General features: G+C 45.5%; 11 protein-coding genes. 1 reads left to right on the top strand and 10 read right to left on the bottom strand.

Translation table 11 applies throughout. The features are described from left to right. Positions 1-25 precede the first annotated feature (25 nt). On the top strand, positions 26-1,663 hold the full coding sequence (gene pfaD, locus ED652_RS06205) for an eicosapentaenoate synthase subunit PfaD (RefSeq protein ID WP_122053870.1): 1,638 nt from the start codon (positions 26-28) through the stop codon (positions 1,661-1,663). 97 nt (positions 1,664-1,760) lie between these two features. Here pfaD and hflX read toward each other — a convergent pair whose 3' ends face one another. From hflX to prmB, 10 genes are all read right to left on the bottom strand, one after another. Beyond that, positions 1,761-3,128, bottom strand: coding sequence for a GTPase HflX (gene hflX, locus ED652_RS06200; protein ID WP_010439465.1), 1,368 nt, complete (start codon positions 3,126-3,128; stop codon positions 1,761-1,763). 279 nt (positions 3,129-3,407) lie between these two features. Beyond that, entirely contained in the window at positions 3,408-4,520 is a 1,113-nt protein-coding gene (locus ED652_RS06195; RefSeq protein WP_122053868.1) for an ABC transporter ATP-binding protein, read from the bottom strand. Between the two features lie 6 nt (positions 4,521-4,526). Continuing rightward, positions 4,527-5,384 carry a carbohydrate ABC transporter permease gene (locus tag ED652_RS06190; RefSeq protein WP_009848502.1) on the bottom strand — a complete coding sequence of 286 codons (858 nt, stop codon included), beginning with the start codon at positions 5,382-5,384 and terminating at the stop codon, positions 4,527-4,529. After that, entirely contained in the window at positions 5,381-6,319 is a 939-nt protein-coding gene (locus tag ED652_RS06185; RefSeq protein ID WP_099166264.1) for a carbohydrate ABC transporter permease, read from the bottom strand. The genes ED652_RS06190 and ED652_RS06185 overlap by 4 nt, the downstream gene beginning before the upstream one ends. A gap of 143 nt (positions 6,320-6,462) precedes the next feature. After that, on the bottom strand, positions 6,463-7,710 hold the full coding sequence (locus ED652_RS06180; RefSeq protein WP_122053867.1) for an ABC transporter substrate-binding protein: 1,248 nt from the start codon (positions 7,708-7,710) through the stop codon (positions 6,463-6,465). Between the two features lie 110 nt (positions 7,711-7,820). Next, the gene (locus ED652_RS06175) at positions 7,821-9,266 is read right to left on the bottom strand and encodes an ATP-binding protein (RefSeq protein ID WP_122053865.1); all 1,446 of its coding nucleotides are present in this window, start codon (positions 9,264-9,266) and stop codon (positions 7,821-7,823) included. Between the two features lie 45 nt (positions 9,267-9,311). Further along, positions 9,312-10,040, bottom strand: coding sequence for a response regulator (locus ED652_RS06170; RefSeq protein WP_122053864.1), 729 nt, complete (start codon positions 10,038-10,040; stop codon positions 9,312-9,314). A 157-nt stretch (positions 10,041-10,197) separates the two neighbouring features. After that, positions 10,198-11,655: a protein adenylyltransferase SelO gene (locus ED652_RS06165; RefSeq protein WP_122053862.1), complete on the bottom strand. Its 1,458-nt coding sequence runs from the start codon at positions 11,653-11,655 to the stop codon at positions 10,198-10,200. 489 nt (positions 11,656-12,144) lie between these two features. Further along, on the bottom strand, positions 12,145-12,786 hold the full coding sequence (locus tag ED652_RS06160) for a LysE family translocator (protein ID WP_122053860.1): 642 nt from the start codon (positions 12,784-12,786) through the stop codon (positions 12,145-12,147). 261 nt (positions 12,787-13,047) lie between these two features. Continuing rightward, positions 13,048-13,980: a 50S ribosomal protein L3 N(5)-glutamine methyltransferase gene (prmB, locus tag ED652_RS06155; protein WP_017104863.1), complete on the bottom strand. Its 933-nt coding sequence runs from the start codon at positions 13,978-13,980 to the stop codon at positions 13,048-13,050. Between the last annotated feature and the right edge of the window lie 8 nt (positions 13,981-13,988).

Below are 13,988 nucleotides of genomic sequence, written 5' to 3'. Positions count from 1 at the left end.
ACAGAGAACTAGGAAAGAATTTAGTATGACAACTCAAACTACAATCAATAACGAAAAGCTATCTCCGTGGCCTTGGCAGATCGAAGAGAGCACAACTCGCTTTGATAACGCAGCAATGTCGACAATATTGAAAGACTTAAGCCTTGCTTGTTACGTCGTGAACCACCCAGAAAAAGGCTTAGGTGTTAGCCAACAAGCTGAGATTGCATCGGGCGATTCAGCAAGCTCAGCGAACAACCAACCTGTTAGCGCCTTTGCTCCAGCTCTTGGTACACAAAGCCTAGGCGACGAAGATTTTCGTCGCTGTCATGGCGTGAAATACGCTTACTATGCGGGCGCAATGGCAAACGGCATTTCATCTGAAGAGTTGGTGATTGCGCTTGGCCAAGCTGGCATTCTTTGTTCATTTGGCGCGGCGGGCTTAATCCCGTCTCGCGTTGAGCAAGCGATCAACCGTATTCAAGCAGCACTGCCAAACGGTCCTTATGCGTTTAACCTGATTCACAGCCCAAGCGAACCCGCTCTAGAGCGCGGCAGTGTAGAGCTGTTTTTGAAGCACAAAGTGAAAACCGTTGAGGCTTCAGCCTTCTTAGGTTTAACACCGCAAATCGTTCACTACCGTGCCGCTGGCCTTAGCCGTAATGCACAAGGTGAGATTCAGATTGGAAACAAGGTTATTGCTAAGGTAAGCCGTACTGAAGTCGCGAGTAAGTTCATGCAACCAGCTCCAGCTAAAATGCTGCAAGCTCTAGTTGATGAAGGTCGAATCACAACAGAACAGATGGAACTGGCGCAGCTGGTTCCTATGGCTGATGACATTACTGCAGAGGCCGATTCTGGTGGTCACACCGACAACCGTCCGCTAGTAACACTGCTACCAACGATTCTTGCACTGAAAGAGCAGATTCAAGCTCAGTACCAATTCAAAACACCGCTACGTGTTGGCTGTGGTGGTGGCGTAGGCACGCCTGACGCTGCTCTAGCGACGTTTAACATGGGTGCTGCTTACATTGTTACTGGTTCAATCAACCAAGCGTGTGTTGAGGCTGGCGCGAGCGAACACACACGTAAGCTGCTTTCGACAACTGAAATGGCTGACGTGACTATGGCTCCGGCGGCCGACATGTTCGAAATGGGCGTGAAACTGCAAGTGGTTAAGCGTGGCACCTTGTTCCCAATGCGTGCCAACAAACTGTATGAGCTATACACACGTTATGACTCGATTGAAGCGATTCCAGTAGAAGAGCGCCTTAAGCTTGAGAAGCAAGTATTCCGTTCAACACTGGATGACATTTGGGCAGGGACTGTGGCGCACTTTAACGAGCGTGACCCTAAACAGATCGAACGTGCTGAAGGCAACCCGAAGCGTAAGATGGCGTTGATTTTCCGTTGGTACTTGGGCCTTTCTAGCCGTTGGTCAAACACAGGTGAACAAGGTCGTGAGATGGATTATCAAGTATGGGCTGGCCCGGCACTTGGCGCATTCAACGCATGGGCAAAAGACAGCTATTTAGATAATTACCAACAGCGTAATGCCGTTGATCTTGCTAAGCATCTGATGCACGGTGCTGCGTACTTAGCTCGTGTTAACCTGCTGACTTCGCAAGGTATCAAGCTTGATCCAGAGCTAGCACGCTGGAAGCCGACGCAAAGAATGGCCTAGGCATTTCAATACAGCGTTAATTAAGTTCAACGAATAAAAAAAGCGACCTTAACGGGTCGCTTTTCTTTTAGTTATTCTTCTTAAACTAGCTAAGAGATTAAGATTTCTGCATACGCTTTTTCAGTCGAGCTAAGTCAATTTCACTAGAACGAACAGTCAACTTAATACACTCGTAATCGTACTCTTCTTTAACCACACTCATGTTTGAACGAATCTCACCGATGATGCCTTGGCCAGAATAAGGGATAGTGATCTCTTCTTCGATCATGCCTTCTTCTGCAACACCAACGATGTATTTGTGCAGTTTAGTGATATCTAACGGATCACGAGTCGACGTTAGCATCGCATCTGGGAATTCTTCGATCAGCTCTAATTGCTGTTCTTCAGTCAATCTATCGCACTTATTCAGCACTAATAGTTTTTCGCTACCTTCAACGCCCACTTGTGCTAATACGTCGTGTACAACATCAAGTTGTGCGCGGAATGAAACGTCAGAAGCATCAACCACATAAAGCAACAATGAAGCATCATGCGCTTCTGCTAGCGTTGAGTGGAACGAAGCAACCAGATCGTGTGGCAATTTCTTGATGAAACCAACCGTGTCTGAAACCAAGATACGTGGCTGAGTAATCGGTTGAAGTGCACGAACCGTAGTATCTAGTGTTGCGAACAGTTTATCTTCTCCCACCACTTCGGTTGCGGTCATTGCACGCATCATCGAAGATTTACCGGCATTGGTGTAGCCAACTAAAGCAACAGTGAAAAGCTCTGCGCGCCTTGTGCGTCGAGTCTTCATTTCATCTTGTACGCTTACTAGCTCACGCTTAAGCGCAGCAATTTGGTCACGTACGTTACGACGGTCTAGCTCTAGTGAAGTTTCACCGGCGCCCTGACCCATTTGACGCTCTTTATCGCCCTCAGCCGTTTCACGAAGACGTGGCACTAAGTAGTTTAGACGAGCGATATCAACTTGCAGACGAGCAGTACGAGTACGGGCGTGACGGCTAAAGATTTCGATGATGATGCCAGTACGGTCAAATACTTCCACACCCAAACTCGCCTCAACAGTACGCATTTGAGATGGGCTTAAATCACAGTCAAATACCACAACATCAGCAGCACCGTATTGGAAGTTGCCCGTTGGAAGATCATCAAAATCTAGCTCATCGATTTCAGAATCAAACAAACCCGACTCATCAAGAAAGTCTTCATCTTCAGCTTCTTCAATAGAGCCTTGGTAACCAGTTAGATGTGCAATTTCGGCAAGCTTACCCGCACCCAACACATTCTGTCTTTGAGATGAACTGTGGTGTTGCGATTGCGTACCGACGACTTTAAACCCTAGGGTTGTCACTAAGCGAGCAAGTTCGGCAAGAGACTCTTTTGCTTCGTCACCTTTAAAATCCGGTGTCGTAATAGAAATAAGTAAAGCGTTATTCGCCGCTGGTTTTGCTGTTAGTTTCATGTATTCTTCTGTTTATGCACCAAGGTGCAGCCTAGTTTCTGGTCTAAAGTAGTGTGATCCTACGCGTTTCTACGTCAGCTTTATAGAGCTAAGGGATACTAAATCACGATATTATTGCAGTAGAAGCATATATATCGTTTATCCCTCTGTTTTTATAAGGGATAAAAAGCAAGTATAGACAACGAAAAAGGCAGCATCACGTTACTTATTAGTAGTTGGTGATACTGCCTTTGATTTAGACATGAACTTTGATTGTTAAACTAACTCAGCAACTAGCAGTTAGAAGTCGATTCTCGCTTCGGTTTGAGCATCGAAGAATACCGCCTTTGATAAATCAAAATGAAGCGGTGCCATTTGCCCAACCGACACTTCAAATTCTGGCGATAAACGACACGCGACTTCTTGATCGTTCACTTTAACCATTGCGATGGTATCTGGCCCTGTTGGTTCTAATACTTCCAATTGCAGGTCTAGCTTTGTGGTTGCCGACACATCATCACCTTCTTGCTCGGTAATGTGCTCAGGACGTAGCCCTATTACCAATTCCTTGCCGTCTTGGTCGCGCATACTTTGTGGTAAACGAATGTGGTGTTCTTGATCTGCCGTGCCCACAACCTTAATGATTGGATTCTGATCGTCATCCAAGTCCACCATGGTTTTAATGAAGTTCATTGATGGTGAGCCCATAAAGCCCGCTACGAACATGTTGTTTGGCTTGGTGTAGATCTCTTTTGGTGTGCCGAGTTGCTGCAGTTCACCGTCTTTCATTACTGCGATGCGATCCGCAAGAGTCATAGCTTCGATCTGATCATGGGTCACATAAACAATCGTGGTATTCAGCTTCTGGTGCAGACGTTTAATCTGATGGCGCATTTCAACACGCAGCTTGGCATCCAAGTTAGAAAGCGGCTCATCAAATAGATACAGCTTAGGACGGCGAGCCAATGCACGGCCCATCGCGACACGTTGACGCTGACCACCAGAAAGCTGCGACGGTTTACGATCCAGCAATTGTTCAATTTGCAGCATTTCCGCTACTCGGTTTACCTCTGCATCAATATCTTGCTGCGGCATCTTGCGGATCTTCAAACCGAAAGCGATATTGCCGCGTACCGTCATGTTTGGGTAAAGCGCGTACGACTGGAATACCATCGCAATATCGCGATCTTTAGGTTCAACCTGAGCCACATCGACACCATCAATCACGATTTCACCCGAGCTAATATTTTCGAGCCCAGCGATGGTGTTCATTAGGGTGGATTTTCCACACCCCGAAGGGCCGACAAGTATCAAAAATTCCCCCGAATCGATACTAATGTCGATGCCCTTTAACGTTTCGTTGTCCGCGTTGCGATAAGTTTTACGGATCTGTTTTAAATCTAATGTTGCCATGGGTAATTATCCTTTTACTGATCCTGCCGTTAGGCCACGAACAAAATATTTTCCTGCGAAGACATACACCAACAACGTTGGCAGTGCGGCGATGATCGCGGCAGCCATGTCGACGTTATATTCTTTAACACCCGTACTGGTGTTGACTAGGTTGTTTAATGCCACGGTGATAGGCTGAGTCTCTGAGCCCGAATACACCACCCCGAACAAAAAATCGTTCCAAATTGCGGTGAATTGCCAGATCACCGTCACCATGATGATTGGCGTTGAGATCGGTAATAAGATCTTGAAGAAAATCGTAAAGAAACCTGCACCATCAAGTTTTGCCGCTTTGATCAATTCATCAGGAATCGAGATGTAGAAGTTACGGAAAAACAGTGTGGTAAACGCCATGCCATAGATAACGTGCACAATCACCAAGCCGATAGTTGTGTTCGCTAGCCCCATCTTGCCGAGCATGGTTGCCATTGGTAACAACACCACTTGGAATGGGATGAAGCAACCGAACAACAACAAGCTAAAGAACAGATTTGAACCTCTGAATTGCCATTTCGTCACCACATAACCATTAAATGCACCGAGCAATGTTGAAATCGCAACCGCAGGAATCACCATTTGGAACGAGTTCCAGAAGTAGCCTTTGATGCCTTCACATTTCACGCCAGTACAAGCGGTGTCCCACGCTTTATACCAAGCATCGAACACCCACTCTTTTGGCAAGCTCATCAGGTTACCCGCCTTGATATCAGGCAGAGTTTTGAATGACGTCAGCGCCATCACGAACAATGGCATTAAATACACTAAGCAGAAAAAAAGCAGTGCTGAATAAATAAAGATTCGAGCAAAATTGATGTTATTCATCATGACTTTTTCTCCCTAAGTTCAGAGTAAAGATAAGGCACGAGAATCGCTAAGATACCGGCAAGCATCATCATGGCACTGGCAGCACCAAGGCCAATTTGTCCGCGAGTAAAGGAGTGTGCGTACATAAATAGCGCAGGAAGATCCGATGAATAACCGGGGCCACCTGCCGTCATTGCGGTCACAAGGTCGAAGCTCTTAATCGCAATGTGCGACGTAATGATCACCGCACTGAAGACCACTGGGCGCAAGCAAGGCAGAATGATTTTGAGATAGATGGTCGGTAAGCTTGCCCCATCAATTTGCGCCGCTTTGATAATTGAAGAATCGATACCACGCAGACCCGCTAAGAACATCGCCATCACAAACCCTGAAGACTGCCAAAGCGCCGCGATAACCAAGGTATAGACCGACATTTCAGAGTCGACTAGCCAATCAAATTTGAAGTCAGTAAATCCCCAATCTTGCATCAGTTTTTCAATGCCAAGACCCGGATTAAGAATCCATTTCCACGCCGTACCCGTCACAATGAATGACAGCGCCATTGGGTAAAGATAGATAGTACGAATCGCTCCTTCTTGACGGATATTCTGGTCAAGCAATACCGCTAAACCAACACCAAGCAAGATAGCAATCGCCATAAATAGAAAACCAAACAAACCGAGGTTGGTGATTGAGGTGATCCAGCGGTCGTTATCCATCAGCTTTTCATATTGGGTTAAACCAACGAAGTTAAAGCTCGGCAAAAATCGAGAGTTGGTGAACGACAACGCTGCCGTCCAAAAAATGTAGCCGTAGATACACACCACGGTCACTAACGCGGTTGGCGCCAGTACTATTTTAGGTAACCAATGTTGCAACCTGTCAGCAAAACTCGGTTTCGGTGCAGGCTGGCTCCTTGTGGGTTTTGGAGTCGACTCAGTCAAAACATGCTCCATAACTTATCCTTGTTGCACAATCGAGCCAATGGCTTACCTCTCGGCACCACATCAGCATCACGCATATCAGAATTGGGAGTAAGAGTAGATAGGCTCCCTACGAGCCTACCCACCCTGGGGGTTTGGTGTTAGACCAAGTGAGATTAGATAGCCGCTTTCACTGCTTTTGCTAACTTAGCTGCCGCTTGCTTCGGATCGGCATCTTTCTCGTTGAAGAAGTTGGTCACCACGTCATAAATAGCGCCTTGAGCGTAGCTTGTTGTCGCTAAGCCGTGAGCCATACTCGGAACAAGATCGCCCGATTCAGCACTCGCTTTGAAGGTAGCCATTGAGTCCAACGCACATTGGTCAAACTTAGACATATCCATATCTAGACGTACAGGGATAGAACCTTTGTTAAGGTTGAAGACTTCTTGAAAATCTTTAGTAAGAATGGTTTTCGCTAGGTCTTGCTGCGCTTTTTGGTTCTCTTTGTCACTTAACTCAAAGAACGCAAAGCTATCGATATTGAAGGTAAATTGGCCGTCAGTACCTGGAGCTGGTGCACAGATGTAATCTTTACCCGGCACTTTGCCTGCCGCAGTAAATTCACCTTTCGCCCAGTCACCCATGATTTGCATCGCGGCTTCGCCATTGATAACCATTGAAGTTGCGACGTTCCAATCACGACCTGGAGAGTTGCTGTCGATGTAATCACGCATCTTTTTGAACTTGGTGAACACTTCCACCATTTTGTCGCCAGATAATACGTCCATATCAAGATCAACGAACGCTTTGTTGTAGTCTTCACTGCCTAGTACATCAAGTGCCACGGCTTCGAATACCGTCGCGTCTTGCCAAGGTTGACCACCATGAGCCAATGGAATGAAGCCAGCCGCTTTAATCTTGTCTGCAGCAACAAAGAACTCATCTAACGTAGTTGGAACCGTAACGCCTGATTTTTCTAAAACAACAGGGTTAGCCCAAAGCCAGTTAACACGGTGAACGTTGACAGGAACTGCCACATATTCGCCATCCCACTTCATCACTTTAATTACTACTTCTGGTAGTAGTTCATCCCATTGTTCTTGTTTAGCAGTCGCATCGAGAGACGTTAGAAAACCTAAACCACCCCACTCCTGAATATCATGACCTTTAATCTGCGCGGCAGATGGAGGATTGCCCGATACTGCTCGAGTTTTCAAAACAGTCATCGCACTTTCACCGCCGCCACCAGCAACAGCAAAGTCTTTCCACGTATGGCCTTGTTCTTCAATCATCTCTTTCAGTACCGCAGCGGATTTCGCTTCGCCACCGGCAGTCCACCAGTGAAGCACTTCCACTTCACCAGCTTGAGAAAATGTTGAGGCAGCAAGAAGAGATAGAGTAAGTAGGGTTTTATTGATTTTCATTATAATCTTCCATGTTTAGCGGACTCGACGTCCGGTTCAATAAAGAGTCTACTTATTCTGATTTATAAGATTGAAACAAAAGGTAAGCCCTATGTAACACAATTGTTACATTACACTTCTAGGCCTCTTGGTATATAGACTTTGGCTTCTAAGCCACCTTGAGAGGAGTTGCGAATAATGAGATCTCCGCCGTGTCCATGCAGGATGTTTCGACAGATCCCGAGCCCTAAACCGTGTCCTTGGTCGTCGGTTGCCAGCCTAAAGTAGGGTTCAAAAACCAACTCTAACTTGTCTTCAGGGATACCTTTGCCGTGATCCTGAATCGTCACAATGACCCACACTGAATCACTGCTGATATCGACTTCGGCGGATTGTCCATATTTCACAGCATTGTCGATAAGATTGGTGAGCACGCGTTTAATCGCTAAAGGTTTAGCTACCAAAGGCTCAACCACAGCAGGTTCAAACTCGACCTGAGTTTGGTATTGGTTGTGCAATTCAATCACGGAGAGCATCATCTCGTTGAGATCGATAATGGAATTGTTTTCATGAAGGTCGGTGTCTCTTACTGCTTGTAATGCACCTTTCACCATCATCTCAAGCTCATCAAGATCTTTGTTGAATTTGTCTTTCTTTACTTCGCTTTCCAACAACTCAGCACGAAGCCTGAGTCGGGTGATTGGTGTCTTCAAGTCATGAGAGATAGCAGAGAACAAATGCTCTCGGTCGGCAACATAACGACGAATCCGCTGCTGCATGCGGTTAAAGGCTCTGGTTGCCGTGACCAGTTCAGTCGCCCCCTCTTCTTTCAGTTGGGGCTGCTGAATGTCCATGCTCATTTCATTAGCCGCTCTTGCCAACTTTTTAAGAGGACGTACTTGGCGACGAATCATCAAGTAAGTCAACACCAGTAGAATAAGCGTTGAAGAGATCAAGAAGATCACCTGCTCTCTGCCAAGAATCGTATCGTCGAGTTTCACGTATGGCGCAGGCAACAACGCCGCAATGTACACCCATTCATGGCTGGTTAGCTCTATTTGAACAACCAGAATTGGCGGATTAAGAGGTTCTAACGTTAATGTGTGATGTGCCCACGATCGAGGGAGATCGCTCAAGTAGATGTCATTTTTAAGTAATCGAAGGTGTTCAGGTCGAGAAAAATCTACCCGAACTGATTCGACTTTATTGAGCTTGCTACTTAAAACACTTTCTATCGCTTCTATCGATGCAGTTTTTAAGCGGGTGTCAGGGATAGGCTCAACGACCAAAGCCTCTTTATTGAAAGAAACAAAGAAACGCGTACCGCCCATATTGCGGATCTGATCTAATACGATATGGCGATACTTGACGGGTAGAGATTGGAAGAAAGTCACCGTTGAGGCAAACATGTTTGCCATGCTCGAAGAGGCAGAGCGAATCCCCTCCAGTTCTTTGTGTTTGGATTCGCTATACCAAATAGACGTTGCGATACCTTGAGCAATCACAACGGCTAACAAGGTCAGCAGCAATGTTCTTGCGACCAAGGAGTTTGGTTTTAATCGACTCAACCAGTTCATAGGAAATACTTCATTAGCAAGGTGTTCATTAACAGCACTTGATTATCAGTGTTCATACTGAACAGGCACAGCAAGAATATAGCCATTACCACGCATGGTTTTGATGTAGTGAGGGTATTTGCCACTGTCGCCCAATCGGCTTCTCAGACGACTAAGCTGCACATCAATGCCACGTTCAAAAGGCAGCGCTTCACGGCCTCTGGTTGCGAAAGAGATGGTGTCACGATCAAGAATTTCGTTAGGGCGAGTTAAGAACAACATTAACAAAGAAAAGTCACTGCCCGACAAATCCATCTCTTCTGAGTTTTCATTGTGAGAGATTCGATGCGCGAGCGTATCAAGCGTCCAATCACCAAAGATAATCTGCTTTGGCAGTGCATCACTCGGTTTGTCATCCACCACTTGAACGCGGCGCAATAACGCTTTGATTCGAGCCATTAACTGACGAGGACTAAACGGCTTTGCAATATAGTCATCAGCACCAATTTCCAACCCGATAATCTGATCGGTTTCATCCGATACCGCTGTCAGCATAATGATAGGCACATTTGATTGCTTTCGGACGCGCTGACACAAGGTAAAACCGTCGTCACCGGGCAGCATCACATCGAGCAGAATCAGGTCTGGATAACCTTGACTTTGCAGGTGGGTTTCTAATTCAACACCATCTCCAACAGAAGAGACATCGAAACCCGATTTAGTGAGGTACTCTTCCAGCAGCTCGCGGATTTCTTGATCATCATCCACCACGAGAATTCGAGTATTTGTTAGCATCGCCCAAACCTATTAAATTTACAACTTATTCACATAGTGTATAGGCTGGCCGATTATTTGATTATTGACATGTTTGTAAAGTTAGACGAACAAACAGATAAAGATCACATCTTAGTGACCTCTACTTGTACTTAGCGACTCAAAGAATCATAAGAAGTTAAGAGGAACAGCTGATTTCCATGGCTTTGCCCCACTCAGGCGGCAAGGCAGCAAGATGTTCGTAGTCAGGATGTTCCGCATAAGGGTCTGCCAGCACCACCATTAATGCATCAATATCGCTGCTATCACCGCGCTCAGCTTTATCTATCGCAAGCTGGGCTAGGTAGTTTCTGAGGATGTATTTCGGGTTTACTTGTCGCATCTTTTCACAGCGCTCGGCCACTGAACTCTCTTCCAATTCACAGCGTTGCAAGTAGTTATTCACCCATAGCTTTGTGGCCTCGCGGTCAATAACCAAATCAATCACGTCTTGCGGCGGCAATGTATCTAGGTTCGACAGCGTTCTAAAGAATCTTGGGTAATCGACTTTGTTTTGCGACATCAGCTCGAACAACGATTCAAACAAGCGACTGTCACCTTCGTGTTTCGAAAGCAACCCCAACTTACGACGCATCAACTGGCTGAAGTAACCATTCATTTGCGGTTCGTACTGTTCTAACGCGGCCTCTAAATCGGCTTTATCCACCAGCGGCGAAAGAGAATGAGCCAGTGCCGACAAATTCCATAATCCAATTCTAGGCTGTTGATTGAAAGCGTAACGACCTTGGTAATCCGAATGATTACAGATCAATCTCGGGTCATATTCATCAAGGAAGGCGAACGGGCCATAATCGAAGGTTTGGCCGATGATCGACATGTTATCGGTGTTCATGACCCCATGGGCAAAACCATTCGCTTGCCACAACGCGACCATTTCCGCAGTGCGATCAACAATCTGATTAAACATTGCAGCGTATGGCTTCTCTTCATCAAGACATTCAGGGAAATGCCACTCAATGACTTTATCGGCCAACAACTTATGCTCAGCCAACTGATTGGTATAAAAAAGATGTTCAAAGTGACCGAAACGGATGTGTGACTCAGCAGCACGCACCAACAATGCGCCCCACTCTTGCTTCTCTCGATATACGGGTGTGTCACTGGTCATCATCGCCAACGCGCGAGTGGTTGGGATATTAAGCCCTGCCATCGCTTCACTACATAGGTACTCACGAACGGTTGATCGAATAACAGCACGGCCATCGCCCATACGAGAATAGGGGGTTTTACCCGCACCTTTAAGGTGTAAGTCGAACGTTTCACCGCTTTTCGCGACAACTTGAGCTAATAACAGCCCTCTTCCATCACCTAAGTCAGGGTTATAAGAGCCAAACTGATGGCCTGCGTATTTCATTGCTACTGGCGAGAATTGCTCAGGTTCAACATTGCCCGACAACGTCTCAAGTAATTCCTCTGAGGCATCATCAAATGACGGAAAGCCGAGTTCATCCGCAAGGTTATGGTTCCATGCGAGCCATTGGACATTGCTGAGCGGTGTAGGTTGAATTGGGGTATAGAACAATCGAGGTAATGCAGTAAATCGATTGTTAAATGAAATAGAATCCCAGACAGACATGAGAGATACACTGTAGATAAAAGATAACTTAAGATTATCACAGTTTGATAACAACTTCAGATCAGGTTATGCAGTGAGTTTATTGAGATAAAGGGGGTTAATCAGACAAAGAGATTCGTCAGAGAAAAAGGTTAAGTGGCTAGCCTGATGAGAAGAGCCACATTTAAGAGAAGAAGAGTTCTGACTTTGAAGACTTTTTAATAAGTGTGTTCATAATAAAAACTAAAAATATAGAGCCATAAAGCTGACTACATTAGAGCAAGAATACCCACTAGAGACAGGGTAGAGAAAAGCCAAGTACGGCTGATAACGCCAAAGTTACTGTGTTGAATCATTTCTTGATGCTGCATATGTCTCTCCTTGAGAACGTGATGGTGTAACACCAATATATCGGCTTTTCGCTAAAAGCAGCAAGCATATTAATATTAACCTTTTATGACAGCATTAAGAATTTTCTGTAACTATTCAGCCCTTTGATAAATCGAAAAGTTATGCTCGGCTTGTCGTCGAAAGTAGCGCTCCTGCACCAATAAACACGCCCCCTGTAACACGATTAAATACTTTGGCTCGACCCTTAGCAAATAACCAAGTTGATGACTTTGCACCTAGGTAGGCGTAGACCAATAACCAAGACAATTCCATGACAACGAAGGTCAAGGCGAACACCACAAATTGAGGAAATAGCGCTATCGACGGGTCAATAAACTGAGGGAAAAGTGCGGTAAAAAACAGGATAGCTTTTGGATTACTCGCGCCAACAATAAAGCCACTCACACAATGCTGCGCAGCGCTTTCTTTAACAGGTTGAAAGCCTGCTTGTTGATTCGATAGCTTGTCATAATCTTGCTGACTCGACCGTAGCGACTTCCAACCGAGATAAATAAGGTAAGCACCACCCGTCCACTTAATGATATTAAACACCACTTCTGATGAAGCAATAATTACCCCTAAACCGGTAAACGATAACGTTAAGATTCCGGTAATGGCAGTCACGCTACCCAAGGCGGTAAATATCGATAACTTAAAGCCTGATTGCACACCCTTAGTCATGCACAACAAAGAGCTTGGCCCTGGCGAGGCTGTTAAAATTAACACCGCCAACAAATAATAAATCCATGTATCAAAGCTCATCGCGAATTCTCCTTAACTCACTAAAACGACTAAATATTAAGCACCAATATGTAATAGCTATTCATATTAAGCAACTAAATATTAAGTACATTCACGCTGCGTTGATTACTTAACCCTTAAATTTCAGCAATAAAAAACGCCATGCATTACTGCATGGCGTTTAAATTCAAACGTTTCAAATAGAACGTCTTATAAAGTTCTAACCTTAAGTTTCCAGCTTAATCTCTAAGCTAAGTCCCTATGCTAACAACTATCAGTAACCTAGTCTTTGTAGATAGAGAACTCGTCTGCGCAAGCCACTAACTGCTCACGAGTAATCATGAATACACCGTGACCACCGTTTGAGAATTCAATCCAAGTGAATGGAAGCTCTGGGTACTGATCCATCATATGAACCATTGAGTTGCCGACTTCACAGATCAGAATACCATCATCAGTTAGGTAGTCTGGTGCGTTTGCCAAAATACGGCGAACCAGTTTCAGTCCGTCTGTACCTGCAGCTAGGCCAAGTTCTGGTTCGTGTGTGAACTCATCTGGCAGGCTGTTCATATCTTCTTCGTCCACGTAAGGTGGGTTCGATACGATCAGGTTGTATTTCTCTTTTGGTAAATCACGGAAAAGATCCGAACGGATTGGGAATACTTGTTGCTCCATGCCGTGATCTTGAACGTTCTGCTCTGCAACTTGCAGTGCGTCAGTAGAGATATCAATCGCATCCACTTCTGCATCAGGGAAAGCATGAGCACATGCAATCGCAATACAGCCACTACCCGTACACATATCCATGATACGAACAGGTTCTTCAGTTAGCCAAGGTTGGAATTGAGCTTCAATCAGCTCACCAATTGGAGAGCGAGGTACAAGTACGCGCTCATCAACAAAGAACTCAAGACCACAGAACCAAGCTTTATTGGTTAGGTAAGCCGTTGGGGTGCGATCATTGATACGCTTGATCACACGCTCAACAATGCGTAGACGCTCACTGCTTGTTAAACGAGAGTTCAAAACATGCGGAGGAACATCAATCGGTAGATACAGAGTAGGTAAAATAAGTTGTACCGCCTCATCCCACGCGTTATCAGTGCCGTGACCATAAAATAGGCCCGCTGCGTTAAAGCGGCTAACAGTCCAACGAATCACATCTTGAAGCGTGTGTAGTTCTGATACCGCTTCTTCTACAAAAATCTTATCCAAAATTGTCT

Origin of the sequence: Vibrio sp. Evd11, assembly GCF_900382755.1 — a bacterium.
GTDB classification, from domain to species: Bacteria; Pseudomonadota; Gammaproteobacteria; order Enterobacterales; family Vibrionaceae; genus Vibrio; species Vibrio lentus.
Note: the sequence above shows the minus strand (reverse complement) of the source record. Positions and strands in the feature narration are given on the sequence as shown.

Excerpts from the sequence above, each read along its gene's own strand:
- ED652_RS06195 (WP_122053868.1), bottom strand. The coding sequence starts at position 4,520 with ATGGCAACATTAGATTTAAAACAGATCCGTAAAACTTATCGCAACGCG.
- ED652_RS06170 (WP_122053864.1), bottom strand. The coding sequence starts at position 10,040 with ATGCTAACAAATACTCGAATTCTCGTGGTGGATGATGATCAAGAAATC.
- hflX (WP_010439465.1), bottom strand. The coding sequence starts at position 3,128 with ATGAAACTAACAGCAAAACCAGCGGCGAATAACGCTTTACTTATTTCT.
- pfaD (WP_122053870.1), top strand. The coding sequence starts at position 26 with ATGACAACTCAAACTACAATCAATAACGAAAAGCTATCTCCGTGGCCT.
- ED652_RS06175 (WP_122053865.1), bottom strand. The coding sequence starts at position 9,266 with ATGAACTGGTTGAGTCGATTAAAACCAAACTCCTTGGTCGCAAGAACA.
- ED652_RS06190 (WP_009848502.1), bottom strand. The coding sequence starts at position 5,384 with ATGATGAATAACATCAATTTTGCTCGAATCTTTATTTATTCAGCACTG.
- ED652_RS06180 (WP_122053867.1), bottom strand. The coding sequence starts at position 7,710 with ATGAAAATCAATAAAACCCTACTTACTCTATCTCTTCTTGCTGCCTCA.
- ED652_RS06185 (WP_099166264.1), bottom strand. The coding sequence starts at position 6,319 with ATGGAGCATGTTTTGACTGAGTCGACTCCAAAACCCACAAGGAGCCAG.
- ED652_RS06165 (WP_122053862.1), bottom strand. The coding sequence starts at position 11,655 with ATGTCTGTCTGGGATTCTATTTCATTTAACAATCGATTTACTGCATTA.
- ED652_RS06160 (WP_122053860.1), bottom strand. The coding sequence starts at position 12,786 with ATGAGCTTTGATACATGGATTTATTATTTGTTGGCGGTGTTAATTTTA.